Source organism: Pseudomonas sp. R1-7 (assembly GCF_051132105.1).
Classification (GTDB): domain Bacteria; phylum Pseudomonadota; class Gammaproteobacteria; order Pseudomonadales; family Pseudomonadaceae; genus Aquipseudomonas.
Window position 1 is genome coordinate 540,846 of record NZ_CP071661.1, and the last position, 22,003, is coordinate 562,848.

At 61.2% G+C, this 22,003-nt stretch carries 18 protein-coding genes and 1 pseudogene; 7 read left to right on the top strand and 12 right to left on the bottom strand.

Features of this window, described 5'->3' with window-relative positions; translation table 11 throughout:
- Positions 1-6: 6 nt before the first annotated feature.
- From J3P79_RS02470 to J3P79_RS02480, 3 genes are read right to left on the bottom strand one after another with little or no spacing between them, the layout of a single operon-like run.
- Positions 7-267 carry a phosphopantetheine-binding protein gene (locus J3P79_RS02470; protein ID WP_434607878.1) on the bottom strand — a complete coding sequence of 87 codons (261 nt, stop codon included), beginning with the start codon at positions 265-267 and terminating at the stop codon, positions 7-9.
- Positions 248-1,057, bottom strand: a complete 810-nt coding sequence (locus tag J3P79_RS02475) for a lysophospholipid acyltransferase family protein (RefSeq protein ID WP_434607880.1) — start codon at positions 1,055-1,057, stop codon at positions 248-250. Before J3P79_RS02475 ends, J3P79_RS02470 begins: the two co-directional genes overlap by 20 nt.
- Positions 1,033-1,752, bottom strand: a complete 720-nt coding sequence (locus tag J3P79_RS02480; RefSeq protein WP_434607882.1) for a beta-ketoacyl synthase chain length factor — start codon at positions 1,750-1,752, stop codon at positions 1,033-1,035. The genes J3P79_RS02475 and J3P79_RS02480 overlap by 25 nt, the downstream gene beginning before the upstream one ends.
- Positions 1,753-2,108: 356 nt before the next feature.
- Between J3P79_RS02480 and J3P79_RS02485 the strand changes: the two genes are divergently transcribed.
- Entirely contained in the window at positions 2,109-2,879 is a 771-nt protein-coding gene (locus J3P79_RS02485; protein WP_434607883.1) for a ParA family protein, read from the top strand.
- A gap of 1 nt (position 2,880) precedes the next feature.
- Here J3P79_RS02485 and trxC read toward each other — a convergent pair whose 3' ends face one another.
- Positions 2,881-3,303: a thioredoxin TrxC gene (trxC, locus tag J3P79_RS02490; RefSeq protein WP_434607885.1), complete on the bottom strand. Its 423-nt coding sequence runs from the start codon at positions 3,301-3,303 to the stop codon at positions 2,881-2,883.
- A gap of 113 nt (positions 3,304-3,416) precedes the next feature.
- Positions 3,417-4,043 carry an isochorismate family cysteine hydrolase YcaC gene (gene ycaC, locus J3P79_RS02495; protein WP_434607887.1) on the bottom strand — a complete coding sequence of 209 codons (627 nt, stop codon included), beginning with the start codon at positions 4,041-4,043 and terminating at the stop codon, positions 3,417-3,419.
- A 202-nt stretch (positions 4,044-4,245) separates the two neighbouring features.
- On the opposite strand from ycaC, the gene J3P79_RS02500 reads away from it, so the two are divergent.
- The 4 genes from J3P79_RS02500 to J3P79_RS02515 all read left to right on the top strand — a co-directional run bounded on the left by J3P79_RS02500 (position 4,246) and on the right by J3P79_RS02515 (position 6,396).
- Positions 4,246-5,154 carry a LysR substrate-binding domain-containing protein gene (locus J3P79_RS02500; protein ID WP_434611325.1) on the top strand — a complete coding sequence of 303 codons (909 nt, stop codon included), beginning with the start codon at positions 4,246-4,248 and terminating at the stop codon, positions 5,152-5,154.
- 111 nt (positions 5,155-5,265) lie between these two features.
- A complete protein-coding gene (locus J3P79_RS02505; RefSeq protein WP_434607889.1) occupies positions 5,266-5,535 on the top strand; it encodes a hypothetical protein in 270 nt (89 codons plus the stop codon).
- Positions 5,536-5,708: 173 nt separating this feature from the next.
- The gene (locus tag J3P79_RS02510) at positions 5,709-5,990 is read left to right on the top strand and encodes a type II toxin-antitoxin system HigB family toxin (RefSeq protein WP_434607891.1); all 282 of its coding nucleotides are present in this window, start codon (positions 5,709-5,711) and stop codon (positions 5,988-5,990) included.
- Positions 5,991-5,994: 4 nt separating this feature from the next.
- On the top strand, positions 5,995-6,396 hold the full coding sequence (locus tag J3P79_RS02515; RefSeq protein ID WP_434607893.1) for a helix-turn-helix domain-containing protein: 402 nt from the start codon (positions 5,995-5,997) through the stop codon (positions 6,394-6,396).
- A 77-nt stretch (positions 6,397-6,473) separates the two neighbouring features.
- Here J3P79_RS02515 and selO read toward each other — a convergent pair whose 3' ends face one another.
- From selO to J3P79_RS02540, 5 genes and pseudogenes are all read right to left on the bottom strand, one after another.
- Entirely contained in the window at positions 6,474-7,937 is a 1,464-nt protein-coding gene (selO, locus tag J3P79_RS02520) for a protein adenylyltransferase SelO (RefSeq protein ID WP_434607894.1), read from the bottom strand.
- A gap of 36 nt (positions 7,938-7,973) precedes the next feature.
- Complete coding sequence (gene mscK / locus J3P79_RS02525; RefSeq protein ID WP_434607896.1) at positions 7,974-11,333, bottom strand: mechanosensitive channel MscK; 3,360 nt, start codon at positions 11,331-11,333, stop codon at positions 7,974-7,976.
- A gap of 34 nt (positions 11,334-11,367) precedes the next feature.
- Complete coding sequence (locus J3P79_RS02530) at positions 11,368-13,110, bottom strand: potassium/proton antiporter (protein ID WP_434607898.1); 1,743 nt, start codon at positions 13,108-13,110, stop codon at positions 11,368-11,370.
- 284 nt (positions 13,111-13,394) lie between these two features.
- Positions 13,395-14,267, bottom strand: a complete 873-nt coding sequence (locus J3P79_RS02535) for a methyl-accepting chemotaxis protein (protein ID WP_434611327.1) — start codon at positions 14,265-14,267, stop codon at positions 13,395-13,397.
- 30 nt (positions 14,268-14,297) lie between these two features.
- Positions 14,298-15,020: pseudogene (locus J3P79_RS02540) on the bottom strand (MCP four helix bundle domain-containing protein); the annotation flags it as partial.
- A gap of 255 nt (positions 15,021-15,275) precedes the next feature.
- Here J3P79_RS02540 and J3P79_RS02545 point away from each other — a divergent pair.
- Positions 15,276-15,506 carry a hypothetical protein gene (locus tag J3P79_RS02545; RefSeq protein ID WP_434607899.1) on the top strand — a complete coding sequence of 77 codons (231 nt, stop codon included), beginning with the start codon at positions 15,276-15,278 and terminating at the stop codon, positions 15,504-15,506.
- Positions 15,503-15,805, top strand: a complete 303-nt coding sequence (locus tag J3P79_RS02550) for a cell division protein ZapA (RefSeq protein ID WP_434607901.1) — start codon at positions 15,503-15,505, stop codon at positions 15,803-15,805. Before J3P79_RS02545 ends, J3P79_RS02550 begins: the two co-directional genes overlap by 4 nt.
- An 18-nt stretch (positions 15,806-15,823) precedes the next feature.
- Here J3P79_RS02550 and J3P79_RS02555 read toward each other — a convergent pair whose 3' ends face one another.
- Positions 15,824-17,626: an acyl-CoA dehydrogenase gene (locus tag J3P79_RS02555; RefSeq protein ID WP_434607903.1), complete on the bottom strand. Its 1,803-nt coding sequence runs from the start codon at positions 17,624-17,626 to the stop codon at positions 15,824-15,826.
- Positions 17,627-17,808: 182 nt separating this feature from the next.
- The gene (gene putA / locus J3P79_RS02560) at positions 17,809-21,762 is read right to left on the bottom strand and encodes a trifunctional transcriptional regulator/proline dehydrogenase/L-glutamate gamma-semialdehyde dehydrogenase (RefSeq protein WP_434607905.1); all 3,954 of its coding nucleotides are present in this window, start codon (positions 21,760-21,762) and stop codon (positions 17,809-17,811) included.
- Positions 21,763-22,003: the final 241 nt, after the last annotated feature.

Here is a 22,003-nt window from a genome sequence, read left to right on the forward strand (position 1 = left end):
TCGTTCTCAGGCGGCTTGTTTTGCAGTGACGAAGGCCGCAAGGCTTGCCACATTGCTGAAGTGGTTACGGGTGTCTTTGGCGTCGGCGTCTATTTTGATGCCGTATTTTTTCTGAATCGCCAGGCCAAGCTCCAGGGCATCCACCGAGTCCAGGCCCAGGCCTTCGCCGAACAGGGTCTGGTCGTCGCCGATGTCGTCGACGCCGATGTCTTCCAGGCCCAGGGCGTCGATGATCAGCTGTTTGATGTCACGGTGCAGATCGCTCATCTTCGGCGAGCTCCTTGATGTAATAGTGATGCAAAAAATCGTTGAGCCGGCGTGAGGCCTGCGGCGCAGGACCCAGCGCGGCAAAAGCCTGTGGGTCTATATCGGCCCCGACGCGAAAACTGAAGTGCACGCGGCGTTGGGGGATTCGGTACCAGGGCTCGGCCTTGGTCAGGGTGGTGGGGCTGACCTTGATCGTTACTGGCGTAAGGATTTTCGCACCTCGCAGGGCGATCGCCGCGGCGCCTCGATGGAAGGCCGGTGCTTGGCCTGGCTGGGTGCGCGTGCCTTCGGGAAAGACAATCAGGCATTGGCCGTCTTGCAGGGCGTTGCTGGCGGCGTCGAGCATGTCCATGCTGCCGTCGTTGCTGATGTATTGGGTTGAGCGCAACGGGCCGCGGGTGAAGGGGTTGTCCCACAGGCTTTGCTTGACCACGCAGTTAGCGTCGCGCACCAGGCCGATCAGGAATACTACGTCGATCAAGGACGGGTGGTTGGCGATGATCATCTGCCCCGGGCGGCCGAGTTTTTCGGCACCGTCGATTTGATAGGTGAGCACACCGGTGCGGGCCATGAATCGAATGAAGAACCAGAACAGGCGCCCGACCGTTCGCCGGGCGCGATGCCGATGGGTCTTTGGGTCGCCGGGTAACGCATTGAGCAACGGAAACACCAGCAATCGCAGGCACAGCCCACCCAGCCCGAAAAGGGCGAAGCTTGCGGCGGTCGCAAACAGACGCCAGTAGTAGGCGTCGCGATGTTTACCGGTCACCGGTTGCGTTGCCAGGTCCATAGACGATTCTTCCAGGCATGTTGGCAGGTGAGTTGATTGCCCAGCAGCGTACGCAACAGATCCAGGGCATGGGGCCAGTCGCTGCCCGGCAGCGGCTCGGTCGGATTGGAGAGTTGCAGTTGCCAGTCGTCGCCACGGGTCAGCAGCAGCCCCACCGCGTAGGGAAACGGCACGTCGCTGACCCACGGCGCGTAGACGCTGGGCGGTTCTTCTTCGGTGATAACCAGCAACACCGCCGGCGAGCCCTCGCCCAGCAATGCAGCGGCCTCCAGCATGCCGTGTTCAAGGCCATCGCCCGTCGCGGCCAGCGCTGTCATTTCGCTGGTTTCACCGCGCATGATCGACCACAGGCCAATCACCGCGTTGTGCACCGACAGGCTGAACTGCGTAGGCGACAGCGGCTGGTCGGCGGCCAGGTCCTTGAGAATCTCAAAAGTCCGTGGGGTTTCGCCATGACGGGAAATAAAGACCAACGGTAGGTTCGATCGCCCCTCGGCCAACGGCCAGGCGACGCTGAAAGCCATGCGGGCCAGGCGGCTGAGGCGTCGACGTTGCATGGCAGGCAGGAACGACACGTCAGGGGCCGCATCGCTGACGGGCGGCACGACCGGTTGTCGGCTCCATGCCTGCCAATCGTCCACGCTTTCGAGCCCAGGGGCCCATGCGCGCCATTGGGCGATATTGAAATTGATCACAAACTCATCCCACCCCTGCGGGCTTTTATTGTCACGGTTCAGTGGTTTGACCCGCGTCCGACCCTGCATGGCCTTGCGACCCTAGTGGCGCGCATTATCCCGGTGCGGTTGGCTTGTAGCAAATAATGGTGACGTTTTGTCCAGGCAATATTCCCAACGGATCGGCCCAGGGCGAGCATCGCCATTGTGACGATAAAAGCGTGAATGTCTGTCAGCCGCTTCCGTCATCTTGCAGACGGATTGACGCTCGGTTGTCCGAAAAAGCCACCGACACCGTAATCCGAGCATGGCGAAGGTAGCGAAGCGGTGTCTTGCGCTACTACACTCGGGAATCTTTGATACACGGAGGTTTTGTCATGCGGCGTGTGGTGTTCAATCAAAAAGGTGGCGTGGGCAAGTCCAGCATCGCCTGTAATCTGGCGGCGGTCAGCGCCAGCGAGGGGTATCGCACGCTGTTGGTGGACCTGGATGCCCAGGCGAACTCCACTCAATACCTGACCGGCCTGACCGGCGATGACATTCCCATGGGCATTGCGGATTTCTTCAAGCAGACCTTGTCATCGGGGCCTTTTTCGAAGAAGAACAGGGTCGATATCTACGAAACCCCCTTCGACAACCTGCACGTCATCACCGCCACGGCGGAACTGACGGATTTGCAGCCCAAGCTCGAGGCGAAACACAAGATCAACAAGCTGCGCAAACTGCTGGAAGAGCTGGACGAGGATTACGACCGGATATACCTGGATACGCCACCAGCATTGAATTTTTATGCGGTTTCAGCGCTGATCGCCGCCGATCGGGTATTGATCCCTTTTGATTGCGACAGTTTTTCTCGCCAGGCGCTGTACGGCCTGCTGTCGGAGATCGCTGAACTCAAGGACGACCACAATGAAGATCTGGAAATCGAAGGCATTGTCGTCAACCAGTTCCAGGCCCGCGCCAGCCTGCCGCAGCAGATGCTCGACGAGTTGATCGCCGAAGGCTTGCCGGTGCTGCCCGTCTACCTGAGCAGTTCCGTGCGCATGCGTGAGTCCCACCAGGCGAGTCTGCCGCTGATTCACCTGGACCCGCGGCATAAACTGACCCTGCAGTTCGTGGAACTGCATGGGCTGCTGGAAAATGCCTGATTCAAATCCCCTGGTTGCGCAACCAGCTCATTAGCTGGGGCAAGGGGAACGCGCCGCTCTGGCGTGCAACCTCCCGGCCGTCCTTGAACAAGATCAGGCTGGGTATCGAGCGAATCCCCAACTGCGCCGACAATTGCTGATTAGCCTCGCTGTCGAGCTTGGCCAACCGGCATTGACCGGCCAGCTGCGCGGCGGCCTGTTCGAACACCGGCGCGAAGGATTTGCACGGGCCGCACCAATCCGCCCAGACATCTATCAATAACGGCAGGTCGCCCTTGATCTGGCTGGCGTAGTCGCCTTGCTTGAGTTCGAAGGGTTTGCTCAGTAACACCTGGGCCTTGCAGCGCCCGCACTTGGGCTGGTCGCCCAGGCGTTCCGCGGGTATGCGATTGAGCCCATTGCAGTGAGGGCAGGGGATCAGCATCGGGACATTCTCCTTCGATATTCGATTGAGCAGATTCAACACTATATAGAAAACAGCACAAAACCCCGGTGGGAGCGAGCAAGCTCGCTCCCACCGGGGTTATTGGCGTGGCTTTACTTAGCCTGGGTCAGCGTGTTGTAGCTGGTCATCAGGTTGCGGTAGTCCGGGATGTGGTTGGAGAACAAGGTCGCCAGGCCTTCCACGTCGTTGCGCCAGTCGCGGTGCAGTTCACAGGCCAGGCCGAACCAGGTCATCAGTTGCGCACCCGAAGAAGACATCCGGTCCCAGGCCGATTGGCGGGTCAGTTCGTTGAACGTGCCTGAGGCATCGGTGACCACGAATACGTCGAAACCTTCGGCCAGGGCCGACAGTGCCGGGAAGGCCACGCAGACTTCGGTCACCACGCCGGCGATGATCAGTTGCTTCTTGCCGGTTGCCTTGATCGCCTTGACGAAATCTTCGTTGTCCCAGGCGTTGATCTGGCCAGGGCGAGCAATGTACGGCGCGTCCGGGAACAGAGCCTTGAGCTCGGGCACCAGCGGGCCGTTGGGGCCGGTTTCGAAGCTGGTGGTGAGGATGGTTGGCAGTTGGAAGTACTTCGCCAGGTCGGCCAGGGCCAGCACGTTGTTCTTGAAACGGTCCGGGTCGATGTCGCGTACCAGGGACAGCAGGCCAGCCTGGTGGTCCACCAGCAGAACGGCGGCGTTATCTTTGTCGAGACGGTTGTAGGAAGTAGTCATGGCGTAGCCCTCATTAAGTTCTGATTGCCGAAGGTTTCGGCGTGGTTAAGGTTTTTAATGTTGGTATAGCGATTATTCGGTGACTCATCTGGCCGAAGCGCCGGTTTGAATCCGTGTTGCGTTTCGATGTGTGTAGATTAAAACTGGCACCTTTGATGCGCTAGACTGCGAAAATCAGCCTTAGCGTTCTATTTGGAGAACGATCATCGAAGACCTCAACACGCTGTACTACTTCACCCAGGTGGTTGAGCACCGTGGATTCGCCGCGGCGGGCCGGGCGCTGGACATGCCCAAATCCAAGCTGAGCCGGCGCATTGCCTTATTGGAGGAGCGGCTCGGGGTACGCTTGCTCCATCGCACCAGTCGGCATTGCACATTGACGGAGATCGGCCAGGCCTATTACCAGCGCTGCCTGGCGATGCGGGTCGAGGCCGAGAGCGCGGCGGAAGTAATCGAGCGCAACCGCTCCGAACCCCAGGGCCTGGTGCGCATCAGTTGTCCGACGGCGTTGCTCAACAGTTGGGTCGGGCCGATGCTGACCCGCTACATGCTCAAGTACCCGAGGGTGGAGCTGTTTATCGAGAGCACCAACCGCCGGGTGGACTTGATCCACGAGGGGTTCGATATCGCCTTGCGGGTGCGTTTTCCGCCGCTGGAAAACACCGACATGGTCATGAAGGTGCTGAGCAACAGCACACAATGCCTGGTGGGCAGCCCTGCGTTCCTGGAGCACATGTCTACACCGGCGTCCCCGGCGGACCTTAATGGCTTGCCCAGCGTGCATTGGGGTGGGGCGCAGCGTGAGTACCAGTGGGAGCTGTTCGGCCCGGACGGTACCCGTGCATTGATACGCCATGAGCCGCGCATGGTCACCGATGACCTGCTGGCCCTGCGTCATGCGGTGCTGGCAGGCATTGGCGTCGCCCATTTGCCCAGCGTGGTGGTGCGCGAGGACATTGCCGCCGGACGGTTGGTGGAGCTGGTGCCGGGCTGGACGCCCAAATGCGGGATCGTCCACGCGATTTTTGCTTCACGCCGCGGGTTGTTGCCGTCGGTGCGTACGTTGATTGATTTCCTGGCCGAAGAATTCAGCCAGAGTGATATGGCGTAGGGCGCTGGGCGTCGTCTTCATGGGGTTGCCATTCATCAGGTACGTCGCACTGAAAAGGTCTCACGGCCTCAAAAAGACACCACGTACCTGTTCGCAACCCCAGGAGGTCCCATGAGCCATCCTCAAGACCCAGCCACTCCCCAGGCAGTGGACAACCCCAACGACGACGGCTTCGTGCTCGGTACCGCCGGCCGCGACGAAGACCCCAACGCCGCCCCGGCCTACGCTACCGACAGTCGCCATGATCGGGACGAATTGACCCCGGAAGACGCCCGCGGCATGCCCGGTTATCCCGAGGAAAAGCCAGCGGCAGAGCCGGCTGGCGAAGAAGCAGAATCAGGGATCGAGACGCCCGAACAAGGGAATGATAAGGCGGGGTGAGCACATGGCTCATACCTGCTCACATTTCTTCCAAGGGATTAGAGCTTTCGGCGACTAGGCTGAAATTCTGCAATATCAACCCGTCTATCTGACTGGCGCTATCGCAATTTGCGATGCGCCAGTTTTGTGTTTAACTCTCCTATAGCAAAATGCGATAAGGACGTTGCACGCATGTGATCACTGAGAAGCGCATTTGGGAGGCCAAGGAGAAATGGCCGCATTGCGCCAATGCGTTGGATCAATGGTATCGGCTGATCAAGCGAAATAGCCCAGCGGATTACGCGGCGATGAAATCCATATTTCCGGCCACCGATAAAGTCGGTCCGCTGCACGTGTTTGACATTGGAGGAAACAAGTTGCGGCTGATAGCGGTGATTCGATACCGACCCCAACGGCTCTATATAAAATGCGTGCTCGACCACCGGGAATACGATAGAGGCAAGTGGAAGGAGTAAAAGGATGAGTGCATTGATAGAACAGGTCGCTGCCCATTGGGAGTTCGTATCGCCTCTTCTGCGCAAGCCCAGGAGTGAGGAAGATTACGATCGTCTGGCTGGCGCGCTTGATGAACTGCTGGAACTGGTCGGTGAAGACGAAGCCCACCCTCTGATGAGCCTGGTCGACATTATCGGCGAATGGATTGAAGCCTGGGATCAGCAACACCGGCCGATGCCCAAGGCGAGCGGCGTAGAGGCGCTTCGGTACCTTATGCGTGAGCACGGTTTGAGCCAGAGCGATTTGCCGGGTGTCGGCGCCCAATCAGTGGTATCGGAAGTGCTGAGCGGCAAGCGCCAGCTGAATCTAAGGCAGATTCGCTGGTTGGCAGAGCGCTTTGGCGTATCGGTTGAAACCTTTATTTGAAGGCTTGGATTGCTATCGGGGCTGCTGCGCCCGAAGCGTCGGACCGACCCCGCGGAGCAAGCTCCCTCGCCACAGGGTTATGACGAGCAACTGATCTCCAGATGCTTACCCCACTCAGGCGGGCGCTCGGCGTAGCTGTCCATGCCCGGTTGCTCCTCGAATGGCTTGCTCAACACCTTGTGCAAACGGCGGACTTCTTCGTAGTCGCCTGACTCGGCGGCGTCGATGGCTTTCTGTGCCAGGTAGTTGCGCAGCACGTAGAGCGGATTGACCGCATGCATGCGGGCGCGGCGCTGGTTTTGATCGAGGGGGCCTTCGCGGTTGACCCGGGCGACATACAGTTCGGCCCAGGCGTCGAAACCCTTCAAGTCGACAAAGTCGTCGCGCAAACTGGCAACGGCGTGTTCCGGGGCCTGGTCGCCCAACCGGCGGAAGAACAGGCTGTAGTCGACCCCGCTGTTCTGCATCAGTTGCAGCAGGCGCTCCACCAGCCTCTGGTCATCCTCTTCGGCAACGGTCAGGCCGAGGCGACGGCGCATCAAATCCAGGTAGTGGGCCTGATACAGCGGCAAATACAAACCGAGGGTTTCGCGCAGGGCTTCGACACTGATGAAGGGCGTCAGGGCTTGGGCAAGGGCGCTGAGATTCCACTGGCCGATGGGCACTTGGTTGCTGAACGAGTAGCGACCCTGGTCATCGGAATGATTGCAAATGAAGTTGGCGTCGAAGTCGTCGAGGAAGGCGAACGGGCCGAAGTCGAAGGTAATGCCCAGGATCGACATGTTGTCGGTGTTCATCACGCCGTGGCAGAACCCGTAGGCCTGCCATTTCGCAATCAGCTCGGCGTTGCGCTCGACGATCTCGCGATACATCGCCAGGTACGGCTCCGGCTGCTCGCGGCATTCGGCGAAATGCAGGTTCAACACGTGCTCGGCGAGCGCTGCATGCAGCTCGGGCTTCTTGGTGTAGTAGAAATATTCGAAATGCCCGAAGCGCACGTGGCTGGGGGCCAGGCGCAGCACCATGGCGGCACGCTCCTGCTTTTCGCGCCACACCGGGGTGTCGGAACCGATCACGCACAAGGCGCGGGTAGTGGGAATGCCCAGGGCATGCAGCGCCTCGGAGGCAAGGAATTCACGGATCGATGAGCGCAACACCGCGCGCCCGTCGCCCATCCGCGAGAACGGCGTCTGGCCAGCCCCCTTGAGATGCAGGTCCCAGTGCTCGCCGGCCTCGTTGTAGACCTCGCCGAGCAGCAACCCACGGCCATCGCCCAATTGCGGGTTGTAGTGACCGAACTGATGTCCCGAATACACCATTGCCCGGGGCTCGGTTTCAGCCCAGAGCTTGTGCCCGCCGAAGATTTCGGCAAACAGCGCTGTCTCGGCTTCCGCCGGTTCCAGGTCCAGTAATGCCATGGCCGCCGGGCTGGCCACCACCAATCGCGGATTGTCGATAGGCTCTGGCAGCACGTGGGCCGATAAGCCGTCGCCCAGGCGGGCGAAACGGTTATCGAAGGTCAAGGTTTCCAGCGTTTTCATGGCCGTCTCCGGCGCGATGCCCTGGGCATTGCGCGATCAGTCGAGGGTGGCTGCCGGTGGCTCTGGCAAGGACTTGGGCTCTGGCGCGCGGGAAGGCTCGGGCGTCGTCTTGTCCTGCGGCAATACTGGCGTCAGTTTGTATTCCAGGCCCTGGAGGTTTTTCAAGGAGACCTCCACTTGCCGGAACGCAATACCGATCTTGTGCTTTTTGAATTCGCGACTTATGAACCGGTTGATCTCGTCCAGTACAGGGTTGCGGTCGCCCAGGTCACGCACATGCATGCGCAGCTCATGATCCAGGGTGCTTTCCCCGAAGTTCAGGAAATACACCAATGGTTCCGGCTCCTTCAGCACCCGTGGATTTTCCCGGGCTCCCTTGAGCAGCAGGTCCCTGACCAGGTCAAGGTCCGCCCCGTAGTCGACACCTACCTTAAGGGTTACCCGTGTCACGGTATCGGTCAGCGACCAGTTGATCAATTGCCCGGTGATGAACGTCTTGTTCGGGACGATGATGTCCTTGCGGTCGAAGTCAGTGATGGTGGTCGCCCGAATGCGGATCTTGCTCACCGTGCCCGACAGGTTGCCGATGGTGATGGTGTCGCCGATGCGCACCGGTCGCTCGAACAGGATCATGATGCCGGAGATGAAGTTGGCGAAGATCTCCTGCATGCCGAAGCCCAGGCCCACCGACAGCGCAGCCACCAGCCATTGCAACTTGTCCCAGCTCACGCCAAGGGTGGACAGCGTCGTAACGAAGCCGACGCCGGCGATCACGTAGGACAGCAGTGTAGTGGTTGCGTACGCGCTGCCCTGGGCCAGGTTCAGCTTCGACAGCACGAACACTTCCAGCAGGCCCGGCAGGTTGCGCGCCAGGGCGAAGGTAATGCCGATGATGATCAGCGCACCGAGCATGTCGCCGATGCTGATAGGCACCATGCTCATGGCGGAGCCGGTGCCGCTGGTGTACTCATAGAGAGTGATGTTGTCCAGATAGGAGAACACACTGATCAGGTCCGACCAGACCCAGTACAGCGCGGCAATGAAACCGCCCAGCAGGGCCAGGCGGATCAGGCGCAGGGACTGCTCGTTGACCTTCTCGATGTCCAGGGTCGGCTCTTCTACCACCGCTTCGCCGTCACCGGCCTCCTTGGCCGCCTGGCGCTTGGCCAGAGCGCGCTGGTAGGCGAGGCGTCGTGCCGCGACCGACAGGCCGCGCACGAAGGTGGCCTCGATCACCAGCCAGAACATCAGCAAGTACAGCGTGTTGATCAGGCGGTCGCTGAGTTTCAGCGCGGTGTAGTAGTAGCCGAAGCAGACGGCGACGAACAGTGCGATCGGCAGCGCGGTGAACAGCACGCCGAGGGCCTTGCGGAACAGCGAGGTGTTCTTGTGCGTCGGGCTGCTCAGCAGCAGCCGGCTGAGCAACCAAGCCATCGAGGCGTAGCAGGTCAGCACCACCGGCATGCCAAGGACGTCATCGGCCAGGGCCGACGGCTGCAATTCCGCCACCGCCACCACGGCCACCAAGGCCAGGACCACCAGGCCGAGTCGACGGATCCAGCCCTGGAGGAATTCGACCTGGGGTTTTTCCCAGCGGAAATGCAGCTCGGCCACACCGCCTGGGGACAGGATTCGATAGGCGGTATAGAACACCAGCCAGGCCTGCCCGATCTGCAGCAGCGCCGCTCCGAGGTTGGTGTTCTGGCCGCGGGCGTCGATCTGCAAGGCGTAGCCGCACAGCGCCAGCGCAATGGCCACCGGCATCGCCAGCAGGATGTTGATCAGGATCGCCTGGGGGGTGTGCCACTGGCTGTCGCGCTTGAAGTGGCCGACATCCTGATGGACTTTGTTCAGGCGCGCATACAGATTCTTGCGCCGCCACAGCAGCACGCCGATCAACAGCACCAGGGGCAGGAACAGCAGCGGTCGCTGGGTCAGGCCGTCGGCCAGTTCGCTGAGGCTCGAAGCCCAGGGCAGCGAGTCGACCTGTTTTTCCAGGCGGGCAGGCACGCCGCGCATCCATTCGAAATCCAGCGGCTTGTTGCTGGGAATCCAGAACATCTGCTCTTCGAGGGTTGCGCGCAGGCTCTGTGCGGTGCTGAGCAGTTGCTTCTGGTTGAGTTGCAACGTGATGGACTCGTTGAGCACCGCACTCAATTCGCGGTTCAGGCGGTCCAGCAGGTCGACCCGGGTCAGCGCCAGTTCAAGCAAGGTCTTGCGCAGCTGTGGCGTGGCTTGCTCGGAGGGCTGGGACGCCAGCAGGTTGTCGACGTAGGCCGCGGGGTTGTTCAGCAGCTCGCGTTGCTGGCTGACTTCGAACTGATACAGGCGAATGTCGGCGATCTGGTCGGCCAGGTTCTGGTCCAGTTTCAGGCGCGGCAGGGTCTGGCGCTGCTTGTAGAGGATCTTGGACAGCAACAGGCTGCCCTTGAGCACGCTGATCTGCTCGTCCAGCGCTGCGTCGGTCTGCGTGACGCTGTCCAGCAGCTGTTTGGTCTGCAGGTTCTGCTGGGTGACTTCGTTGAGGCGGTCAGTGCTCCTGAGCAGGTAATCGGAGAGTTTCAGGTTCGCCGCGCTTTCGGTCGCCAGCAGGCTGCTGCCGCCGGCCTTCTGCGCTTCGATGGATTGCTGTGTCACCGTTTCCTGGGATTGGGCCAGGCGCTTCTGGTTGATCAGGTTCTGCAGGTCCTGGATTTCCCGCTCCATGCGGTCGATCTTTTCCGACAGTAGATCGTGCTGGCTGTTGCCCAGGTCTTGCAGCTGGCTGTTGCCGGCCAGTTCCTGGCGGCGCAGCGGAATCAGTGCGTTGAGGGCCGCCAGTTCTGCGTTGAGCTGGTCGCGCTGCTCGGCGCTCAGGGCTTTGCCCGCATCCCGGCCAGCCTTGAGGATGGTGTTGATCTGCTGGATTCGGGTCTGGCTGGCGGCGATTTCCGCCTGTGCTCGCTCGGGGCGGGTCTGGGCGGTGATAACCAGGCTGTTGGCGTCGGCCAGGGCTTTTTGCAAGTCGGACTGCTGGGTAGAGCGTTCCGTCAGCATTTGCTCGAGCTGGGGAATCGGCAGGTTGGCATAGCGTTGCGCCACCGGCACCACATTGGTGCCCTTGAGCCGCGCCAGTTCACGCTGGTTCTCGATATTCAGCTTGGGCGCGTTGGCCAGTTGCTGCTTGATGGCGAGCAGCTTCTGTTCGTAGTCGGCCTTGTTGCTCAACTGGGTCAGGGTGTTTTGCAACACGGCCTGCAAGGCTTTCTGATCGGCTTCCGGGAGTTTGCGGTCGGCGATCTTGTCCAGGCTGGCCTGGACCGAGGCACTGGTGGGCGGCTCAGCGGCCTGGACCGTGCAGATGGAAAGACTCAGGCCGAGCAGGGCGATGGCGAATAAGGAGCGCAGGGTAGGCATAGAGACCGGTCAAGCAAATGAGAGTGGGAGCAGTTTAGAGGAACAAGCCGGGACCCGGGCGACTTCCTTCGGGGAATCTGACGCCCACTTTGCCGATCTTGTTCCCGTCCATGACGGCGACGGTCCACAGGGTGTTGTTCCAGTCCACCTGGTCGCCGACCACCGGCGCACCGCCGACTTTCTGCGCGATGAAGCGGCCCAGGGTCATGTCCGGATCGATACCGTCCAGCTTCAACCCGTACAGGGCAGCAACCGCGGCCAGCTGGGCGTCTCCTTCGAGTACGAAGTCGCCGAAGAAGCGCAAATCCAGGCCCCGTTGCGGAGCCTGGCTGAACAGTTTTCCAAGGGCCGGCAAGTCGTGTTCATGGCCGATGACACACAGTAAATCATTGACTTCCAACACCGTACTACCCGACGGATGGAGCAGTTGCTGGCCACGAAACAGGGCCGCGATGCGCGTGCCGTCGGGCATTTTCAGGTCCCGCAGGGGCGAGCCGATGCACCACTTTTCCGCGCCCAGGCGATAAATGAACAGTTCCCACTCGCTGGTGACATGCACTTCCAGCGCAGCGCGGGAAATCGGCAAGGGCTCCGGCGGGACGGTCACATGCAACAGCTTGGCGACCCAGGGCAGGCTTGTGCCCTGCACCAGCAGCGACACCAACACGATAAAGAATGCCAGGTTGAAATAGAGTTGCGCGTGAGGCAAGCCGGCCATCAGCGGAAACACCGCAAGAATGATCGGCACGGCGCCCCGCAGCCCGACCCAGGAAATGAACACCTTCTCGCGACCATGAAAGGCCTTGAACGGCAACAGGCCGACCATGACCGACAGCGGGCGCGCGAACAGGATCATCCACAGGGCCAGGCCCAGGGCGGGCAAGGCTATCGGCAGCAGGTCATGGGGCGTGACCAGCAACCCCAGCACGAGGAACATGCCGATCTGCGCCAGCCAGGCCATGCCATCGAGCATATGGAGGATGCCGTGACGACTGCGTATCGGGCGGTTGCCGATCACCAGGCCGCACAGATACACCGCCAGGAAGCCACTGCCGTGCAGGGCGTTGGTCAGGGCGAATACCGCAAGGCCGCCGCTGATGACCAGGATCGGGTAGAGCCCGTTGGCCAGGTTGATACGGTTGACCAACTGCAGCATCAGCCATCCGCCGCCCAGGCCGATCGCGCCGCCGATGCCGAACTCGCGCACCAAGTGGCCGAGCAGGCTCCAGTGCAAGCCGGTCTCACCGCTGGCGAGCATGCCGATCAGGGTTACGGTGAGGAACACCGCCATGGGGTCGTTGCTACCGGACTCGATTTCCAGGGTGGCGCTGACACGCTCGTTCAGGCCTTTGCCGCCGAGCAACGAGAACACCGCCGCGGCGTCGGTGGAACCGACAATCGCGCCGATCAGCAATCCCTGGATCAAGTTCAGGTTGAACAGCCAGGCCGCCGCCATGCCGGTCAACCCCGTGGTGATCAGCACCCCCACCGTCGCCAGGGAAAGCGCCGGCCACAACGCCACGCGAAAGCTCGAAACCCGCGTGCGCAAGCCGCCGTCCAGCAGGATCACCGCCAAGGCGAGGTTGCCGACCAGATAGGCCGTGGCGTAGTTGTCGAAAAGAATGCCAGCGCCGTCGACACCAGCCGCCATGCCCACCGCGAGGATGATCACCAGGATCGGGATGCCCAGGCGCGATGAAAGAGAACTCACCAGAATGCTCGCACCCACCAGCAACGCGCCGATCAAGAACAGGCTGTTGATGGTCGTCGCAGTCAAAGGCAGTACTCCGGGAATCTTGAGGGACAGGCACAAACTGACCATGCAGTCTGCGTGCCAGCGATTCTAACCTGTTGAAATGTGATGCTGTCAAAAAAGGTTTGGAATTGAATTTTGGGCGCAGCCCTTGTGGCGAGGGAGCTTGCTCCCGCTCGGCTGCGAAGCAGTCGTCGCTTTTAAGGACGGGGCTGCTGCGCCCGAAGCGTCGGACCGACCCAGCGGGAGCAAGCTCCCTCGCCACAAAAGCCAGGCGGATGATTGCTCACTATCATCCGTTACGCGGGTTAAAGGCTAAACCGCCCAACCATGCTGTTCAAATCCACCGCCAAACGCGACAGTTCTGCACTCGCGGCGCTGGTCTGGTTCGCACCGGTGGCCGATTGCACCGACAGGTCGCGGATGTTCACCAGGTTGCGGTCCACTTCACGGGCCACTTGGGCCTGTTCTTCGGCGGCGCTGGCGATCACCAGGTTGCGTTCGTTGATCTCGACGATGGCGCTGTTGATCGTGTCGAGGGACATACCGGCACCGCGGGCGATGTTCAGGGTCGATTCGGCGCGTTCGGTGCTGTTGCGCATCGAGTCCACGGCCTGTTCGGTGCCGCTCTGGATGCTGCCGATCATGCGTTCGATCTCGCTGGTCGACTGCTGGGTGCGGTGGGCCAGGGCGCGGACTTCGTCGGCGACCACGGCGAAACCACGACCGGCTTCACCGGCACGGGCGGCTTCGATGGCGGCGTTCAGGGCCAGCAGGTTGGTCTGGTCGGCCAGGCCACGGATCACGTCGAGCACCTTGCCGATGTCGCGGGATTCATCGGCCAGGTTGCCGATCAGCGTGGCGGTGCTTTGTACGTCGGCGCTCATGCGTTCGATGGCGCCGACGGTTTCCTGTACCAGGTCACGGCCGTCGCCCGCTGAAGTCGTGGCGTTCCTGGACGCTTCCGAGGTGCTGACCGCGTTGCGGGCAACCTCTTCCACGGCGCTGGTCATCTCGTTGACCGCCGTGGCGGCTTGTTCGATTTCGTTGTTCTGCTGGGTCAGGCCACGGGCGCTTTCATCGGTGACGCTGTTGAGCTCTTCGGCGGCGGAGGCCAATTGCGTCGCTGAGCCGGAGATCCGTTGCAGGGTGTCGCGCAGCTTGTCCTGCATGGTCGACATCGCACGCAGCAGGCGGCCGGCTTCGTCGCTGCCGTCAACGGTAATCGGCCGGGTGAGGTTGCCCTTGGCGATTTCCTCGGCGGCTTCCAGCGCGTTGGCGATCGGCTTGGTGATGCTGTTGGTCAGCAGCCAGGCGAACAGCACGGTCAGGCCGGTGGCGATGACCAGTAGAGTAACGACCCAGTTGAACGCGGTGGAATATTGTTGCGCCGCGTTTTTATTGAAGGCTTCCGCTTGCAGGTTGTTGATCTCTGTCAAACGAGCCAGCACTGCGTTGATGGCGTCGGAATTGCTCATCAGTTCGGTGTTGAGCAGTGCCTGCAATTCAGTGACCTGATTGTTGCGCGACAGGGTTTTCATCCGCTCTTCGAGCTGGCGGTACTGATTGAGCAATTGCACATACTGCTCATACGCGGCCCGTTCGTCCGGGGCGCTGATGAGTTTTTCATAGGCAGCCTGTGCGGCGCTGACTTGCTGGTTGCGCTGCTCGAACAGCTCCAGGGTTTTTTGCTGGGTATCCGCTTCGCGGTTGGTCAGCAGGCGATAGGACAGCACGCGAAGACGCAAGGTGAGCTGGGTGAACTCGTTCAATGCCTTGATACTGGGCACACTGTTCTGGGCGATGTTGTCGCCAGACACACGAATCTTGCTCATCTGGCTCAAGGCAAAAACGCCCAGGGCCAGCATCAGGGCGCCGATCAGGGCAAACCCCAGGAACGCCCGCGGCGCGATGTTCATATTACGTAGGGACATAAAATTTACCGTGAAGAAGCGCGTCCGTGCGGACTATGACTGGTTTCACTGACTTATCGGTCTTGCGACTGAAGTCTTGAGCCAGCCGCGGGCATTTGCCGCACCCATCGCCGATCTTGCGACGAAGGGTAGGAACCAGATCCCGGGACCGCAGTCTCTACAGCTCGCGAGCGAAGCACCGTTGCCCTTGAAACGTGGCATCCGCGGTGACTTTTCTTTATCGTACGCGCCCCTTGGAAAAGCCTGGAAATCAATATGTTGGAAACATCCCTCAGTCAGCTGGAGCAACTGGTCAATGACCTGGTGCAACAGAACCGCCACCTCACCGGCCTGAATGAAACCCTGAGCGCCGAACTGGCCAAGGCCAAGGATGAAAACGAAAGCCTGCAACTGAACCTGATGGAACAGGAAGAACTGCATGGCGCCACCACCGCCCGGATCCAGGCCTTGATCGAGCGCGCCAGCACCGCAACGGCCAGCGCATGAATCATCGTGCCGATGGGGTGACAGTCGTCTCGATTCTAGGCGAGGACTATTCGATAAAGGCGCCGGCCGGGCAGGAGCAAGCGTTGCTGGACGCCGCTTCGATGCTCAAGGCGGCCCTGGCCGATACCAAGCGCAAATACCCGACATTGATCGGTGATCGCCTGCTGGTCTTGGCGGCCATGAACCTGTGTTCGCAACAGATGGAAATGCAGAAGCAGCATCGGGCGGAACTCGACCGTTACCAAGAGCAGGTCAGCGCCACGGTCGAGGTGATTGCCAAGACGATCCAGCAGGCTTGAAGCCCCCCGCAGCCTAGCTCAGAACCACTCATCCCGCATCTCGAGGCATGTATCATCCCGTGCCTCGAGAAGCGTCAGCTCATGCTCGCAGCCCGGCACTTCCCAAGTCAGGAAGTAGCGCGCCGCTTGCAGCTTGCCTTTATAGAAGTCGCTGTCCGCCGCATTCCCCTTCGCCAGTCCTTCCTCGGCGCGAATCGCCTGTTCCAGCCAGCGCCAGCCGATCACCATGTGTCCGAACACCTTCAGGTAAAGCGCCGAATTGGCGAGGCTGCTGTTGACCTTGCCTTGAGCCAGGTCGGTCAGCAGACCGAGGGTGACGGTTTGCAGGCGCGCCACCAGGGCTTCCAATGGCTGACGCAAGGGCGTCAGCGATTGGTACGCTTGTGCGCGCTCGGTGGTGTCGGCCACCAGGCGGATCAGTTGCTTGAGCCCGGCACCGCCGTTCTGTGCCAGTTTGCGTCCCAGCAGGTCCAGGGACTGGATGCCATGGGTGCCCTCATGGATCGGGTTCAGGCGATTGTCGCGGTAATACTGCTCCACCGGGTATTCGCGGGTGTAGCCGTGACCGCCGAGGATCTGGATCGCCAGCTCGTTGGCCTTCAGGCAGAACTCCGAAGGCCACGACTTGACGATCGGCGTGAGCAGGTCGAGCAGCTCATGGGCTCGCCGGCGCTCGGCTTCGCTTTCCAGCGTGGTGGTGTCGTCGAACAGCCGCGCCGCGTACAGGCCGAGGTCGAACGAGCCTTCCACGTAGGCCTTTTGTGTCAGCAGCATGCGCCGCACGTCGGCATGCTGGATGATCGCCACGGGGGCGGTGGTCGGATCCTTGCTGTCGGGCACGCGGCCTTGTGGGCGTTCGCGAGCGTATTCCAGGGAATACAGGTAACCGGCGTAACCCAGCATCACCGCGCCCATGCCGACGCCGATGCGCGCCTCGTTCATCATCTGGAACATGTAGCTCAGGCCGTGGTGTGGTTTTCCTACGAGGTAACCGACACATTCGCCGTTGTCGCCGAAATTCAGCGCTGTGGACGTGGTGCCACGCCAGCCCATTTTGTGAAACAAACCGGCCAACAGCACATCGTTGCGCTTGCCCAGGCTGCCGTCGTCGTTAACCAGGAATTTGGGCACGATAAACAGCGAGATGCCCTTCACGCCCGGTGGCGCGTCCGGCAATTTCGCCAAGACCATGTGGACGATGTTTTCCGACAACGGATGGTCGCCGCCGGAGATGAAAATCTTGTTGCCCTTGAGCCGATAGGTACCGTCGGACGCCGGCTCTGCGCGTGTACGAATATCCGACAGTGATGAGCCCGCGTGAGGTTCGGTCAGGGCCATGGTGCCGAAGAAACGGCCGTCGATCATCGGTTGCAGGAAGCGTTGCTTCTGATCATCGCTGCCGAAGCTCTCGATCAGGTTTGCCGCGCCCATGGTCAGGAACGGGTAGGAAGTCGAAGCGGCGTTGGCTGACTGGAAATGCGCGAAGCAAGCCTGGGACAACAACGTCGGCAGCTGCATGCCACCCGCCTCGAAGCTGCGCGCGGCATTGAGAAAACCTGCCTCCAGGAAGGCATCCACTGCCGGCTTCACCTCCGGGATCAGGATCGCCTGACCGTTTTCATAGCGCGGTTCGTTTTCGTCGTTCTTGCGGTTGTGGGGGGCGAAATACTTTTCGGCGATGCTGCGAGCGGTACCGATGGCCGCGTCGAAGGTTTCGCGATTGTGCTCGGCAAACCGTTCGCGCTGGGTCAGGCCCTCGGCATCGAGGACTTCATACAGCTCGAAAGCCAGATTGCGGGAACTGAGCAACGTCTCGGACATGGCGGCCTACCTTTTCTTGGAATAGGCCGAGTCTAGGTCTGGCAATGGTGCCTGAACAGGATGATTGATTTGGGTGATGGAGCAGAGGGGGCGACGCTAATCAAAACAATGTGGAAGCGAGCCTGCTCCCACAAGGAGTTCTATTGCCAGGCACCCATTGCGGGGGCCTGGCATATAACGGTTTAGCCGATGGTCATCAGGCTGGCGTTACCGCCCGCAGCGGCGGTGTTGACGCTCAGTGCTCGTTCGATCACCAGGCGCTCCAGCGCGATGTTGGTTTCGCCTTGGGACAAGCCATGCACGCCGACGATTGCACCGGCGCGCTTGGCCACTTGCTGGCAAACGCCGCGCAGTTGGTCCGAGTCACCGTGGTGCAGGACGGCGTCGAACACCACGTCGTCCTTGGTCCAGTCGGAAATCCGCTGGATGCGTGCCTGGATTTCCTTCGGCAAGCGTGCGAACACTGCCTTGCTGGTGTCGGTTTCCGGCCATACGGCCGAGCCGCCGACGGCCAGGACTGCGGCCAGTTGCGTCAGCAGGTCGCCTTCCACGTCCGCCAGGCACAGCACATGCTCGCGGGGCAGGATGGCGTAGCTGTTGCGTTCGCCGGTTGGGCCGGTGAGCTGGCGGGTGATGCCGCTTTGCGACTGGGCGGCGAACTGCACGCACAAAGCGCTCAGTTCGGCGAGCTTCTGGCTGTCGGCCCAGGCTTGCAGGGCGGTCAGCGGCTTGCTCATGGCGTCGCGCAAACGCAGGTCCGGCGCGGCCAGGGCATCGCCACGGACGAAGGATTGCTGGATCGCATCGGTAGGACGGGTCGACAGCAGGCGGTACAGGTACAGCGGACCACCAGCCTTCGGACCGGTGCCCGACAAGCCTTCGCCACCAAACGGCTGTACACCGACCACGGCGCCGACAATGTTGCGGTTAACGTAGACGTTGCCGGCATTCACATTGTCGATGACCTTGGCGATGGTCTCGTCGATGCGGGTGTGTACACCCAGGGTCAGGCCGTAGCCGGAGGCGTTGATCTGGTTGATCAACTGGTCCAGTTCCTTGCGCTTGTAGCGAACCACGTGCAGCACTGGGCCGAAGATCTCGCGTTGCAGCTCATCGAAGCTTTCCAGCTCGATCAGCGTCGGCATCACGAAGGTGCCGCGCTTGCATTCGTCGCTGTCGGCGATCGCCATCTGGTATACGGTGCGACCTTTGTCGCGCATGGCCTGGATGTGCTTCTCGATGCCGGCCTTGGCCTCGGCGTCGATCACCGGGCCGATGTCCACCGACAAGCGCTCCGGGTTGCCGAGGCGCGATTCGGCCATGGCGCCCTTGAGCATTTCGATGACGCGGTCGGCGGAATCTTCCTGCAGGCACAGTACGCGCAGGGCCGAGCAACGCTGGCCGGCACTGTCGAAGGCCGAGGACACCACGTCGATGACCACTTGTTCGGTCAGCGCCGAAGAGTCGACGATCATGGCGTTCTGGCCGCCAGTCTCGGCGATCAACGGGATTGGGCGGCCCTGGTTGTCCAGGCGACCGGCGATGTTGCGTTGCAACAGACGGGCGACTTCGGTGGACCCGGTGAACATCACGCCTTTGACGCGATCGTCACCTACCAGGCGGGCACCAACGGTTTCGCCACGGCCCGGCAGCAGTTGCAGGACGCCTTCCGGAATGCCGGCTTCGAGCATCAGGCGCACAGCCTGGGCCGCCACCAACGGGGTCTGTTCGGCGGGCTTGGCCAGGACCGGGTTGCCGGCGGCCAGTGCGGCGGCGACTTGGCCGCTGAAAATGGCCAGCGGGAAGTTCCACGGGCTGATGCAGACCACCGGGCCCAGTGGGCGATGGGCATCGTTGGTGAAATCGTTGCGGGCCTGCACCGCGTAGTAGCGCAGGAAGTCCACGGCTTCACGCACTTCTGCGATGGCGTTGGCGAACGTCTTGCCGGCTTCACGGGCCAGCAGACCCATCAGCGGCTGGATCTCGCCTTCCATCAGGTCGGCGGCACGCTCGAGGATCGCGGCGCGTTCGGCTGGTGGCGTGGCCTGCCAGATCGGTGCGGCGTTGAGCGCGCACTGGATGGCGTTGTCGACGTCGGCGACCGTGGCTTCCTGCACATGGCCGACCACGTCGCGGTGATCGGACGGGTTCAGCACCGCTGCCGGGGTTTCTTCGCTGGCGGCGCAGCCGAGCATCGGCGCGGCTTTCCAGTCGTTATGGGCGGTGGCGAGCAGGGCACAGGACAACGAGGCCAGGCGATGTTCGTTGGCCAGGTCGATGCCGCTGGAGTTGGCGCGGTCGCTGCCATACAGGTCGCGCGGCAGCGGGATGCGCGGGTGCGGCAGGCCGAAACCGCCTTCCAGGGTTGCCATCTGCTCGATGCTTGCCACCGGATCGGCCACCAATTCCTGGATGGAAATCGACTGGTCGGCGATGCGGTTGACGAACGAGGTATTGGCACCGTTTTCCAGCAGGCGACGCACCAGGTAGGCCAGCAGTGTTTCATGGGTGCCGACCGGAGCGTACACGCGGCACGGACGGTTCAGCTTGCCTTCGGAGACTTTGCCTACAACTTGCTCGTACAGCGGTTCACCCATGCCGTGCAGGCACTGGAATTCGTACTGGCCCGGGTAATAGTTCTGACCAGCGATATGGTAGATGGCCGACAGGGTATGGGCGTTGTGCGTGGCGAACTGCGGGTAGATGACTTCCGGCACCGACAGCAGCTTGCGAGCGCAGGCGATGTAGGAAACGTCGGTGTACACCTTGCGGGTGTACACCGGATAGCCTTCCAGGCCTTCGACCTGGGCGCGTTTGATCTCGCTGTCCCAGTACGCGCCTTTTACCAGGCGGATCATCAGGCGGTGACGGCTGCGACGGGCCAGGTCGATGACGTAGTCGATCACGTACGGGCAACGCTTCTGGTAGGCCTGGATCACGAAGCCGATGCCGTTCCAGCCAGTCAGCTGCGGCTCAAAGCACAGGCGCTCGAGCAGGTCCAGGGACAGTTCGAGGCGGTCGGCTTCTTCAGCGTCAATATTGAGGCCAATGTCGTATTGCTTGGCCAGCAGAGTTAGCGACAGCAGGCGCGGGTACAGCTCGTCCATGACGCGCTCATACTGGGCGCGGCTGTAGCGCGGGTGCAGGGCCGAGAGCTTGATGGAAATACCTGGGCCTTCATAAATCCCACGGCCATGGGACGCTTTGCCGATGGAGTGGATGGCTTGTTCGTACGAGGCCAGGTACTTCTGGGCGTCATGTTCGGTGAGTGCGGCTTCACCCAGCATGTCGTAGGAATAGCGGAAGCCCTTGGATTCGAACTTGCTCGCGTTGGCCAGGGCTTCAGCGATGGTTTCGCCGGTGACGAACTGCTCGCCCATCAGGCGCATGGCCATGTCGACGCCCTTGCGGATCATCGGCTCGCCGCTCTTGCCGATGATGCGGCTCAGGGAGGAGGTCAGGCCTGCTTCGTTATGGGTGGCGACCAGCTTGCCGGTCAGCAACAGGCCCCAGGTGGCGGCGTTGACGAACAGCGACGGGCTGTTGCCCAAGTGCGGATGCCAGTTGCCGGTGCTGATCTTGTCGCGGATCAGCGCATCGCGGGTGCCTTTGTCCGGGATCCGCAACAGCGCCTCGGCCAGGCACATCAGTGCCACGCCTTCCTGGGACGACAGGGAAAATTCCTGCAACAAGCCCTGAACAATACCGGCACGACCGCCAGCACTTTTCTGGTTACGTAATTTTTCAGCAATGGAAGCAGCCAGCTTGTTGGTGGCTTCGGCCATTTCGGCCGGCAGGCGGGCCTGCTCGATCAGCATCGGCACCACTTCCGGCTCAGGGCGACGGTAAGCGGCAGTGATGGAGGCGCGCAGTACCGATTGCGGCAGGATGCTTTCGGCGAATTCAAGGAAGCACTGGTGAGCGTGATCGACCTGTACATCGCCAGCGTCGTCGCTGTCGGCACGAGGGGAACCGTTCAGCTCGGTCAGGGTTGCACCACCCTCGAGTTTTTCCAGGTAATTGAAAATTGCCTGCTTGATCAGCCAGTGAGGCGTGCGATCAATCGAGGTTGCGGCCGCCTTGAGGCGTTCGCGGGTCGGGTCGTCGAGTTTGACCCCAAGGGTGGTGGTAGCCATATTTTTATCCTCATGTTTGCCACGTACCGCGTGGCATCAGCTGGCGGCAAGATTAGCTGTGAGCTGTTGGAGGTGCAACCGGGTGCAACCGGTTTTTTGTCGAAATATTGAACAGCTCATCCGGATGTTCCTCGACATGTTTCAGGTTGGCACTTGTTTGGTGCAAGAAAACTCGTCACGGCTTCCATTTGTGCACCAATAGCGGGCAATAATGGCCGTTTGTACGATTATTCCGACTGGG

Coding starts and splice junctions, on each gene's coding strand:
- J3P79_RS02515 (WP_434607893.1), top strand. CDS start 5,995: ATGAGTGCATTGATAGAACAGGTCGCTGCCCATTGGGAGTTCGTATCG.
- J3P79_RS02505 (WP_434607889.1), top strand. CDS start 5,266: ATGAGCCATCCTCAAGACCCAGCCACTCCCCAGGCAGTGGACAACCCC.
- J3P79_RS02555 (WP_434607903.1), bottom strand. CDS start 17,626: ATGTCCGAGACGTTGCTCAGTTCCCGCAATCTGGCTTTCGAGCTGTAT.
- putA (WP_434607905.1), bottom strand. CDS start 21,762: ATGGCTACCACCACCCTTGGGGTCAAACTCGACGACCCGACCCGCGAA.
- trxC (WP_434607885.1), bottom strand. CDS start 3,303: ATGCTGATCCCCTGCCCTCACTGCAATGGGCTCAATCGCATACCCGCG.
- selO (WP_434607894.1), bottom strand. CDS start 7,937: ATGAAAACGCTGGAAACCTTGACCTTCGATAACCGTTTCGCCCGCCTG.
- J3P79_RS02535 (WP_434611327.1), bottom strand. CDS start 14,267: ATGTCGACCATGCAGGACAAGCTGCGCGACACCCTGCAACGGATCTCC.
- J3P79_RS02475 (WP_434607880.1), bottom strand. CDS start 1,057: ATGGACCTGGCAACGCAACCGGTGACCGGTAAACATCGCGACGCCTAC.
- J3P79_RS02550 (WP_434607901.1), top strand. CDS start 15,503: ATGAATCATCGTGCCGATGGGGTGACAGTCGTCTCGATTCTAGGCGAG.
- J3P79_RS02485 (WP_434607883.1), top strand. CDS start 2,109: ATGCGGCGTGTGGTGTTCAATCAAAAAGGTGGCGTGGGCAAGTCCAGC.
- J3P79_RS02545 (WP_434607899.1), top strand. CDS start 15,276: ATGTTGGAAACATCCCTCAGTCAGCTGGAGCAACTGGTCAATGACCTG.
- ycaC (WP_434607887.1), bottom strand. CDS start 4,043: ATGACTACTTCCTACAACCGTCTCGACAAAGATAACGCCGCCGTTCTG.
- mscK (WP_434607896.1), bottom strand. CDS start 11,333: ATGCCTACCCTGCGCTCCTTATTCGCCATCGCCCTGCTCGGCCTGAGT.
- J3P79_RS02470 (WP_434607878.1), bottom strand. CDS start 267: ATGAGCGATCTGCACCGTGACATCAAACAGCTGATCATCGACGCCCTG.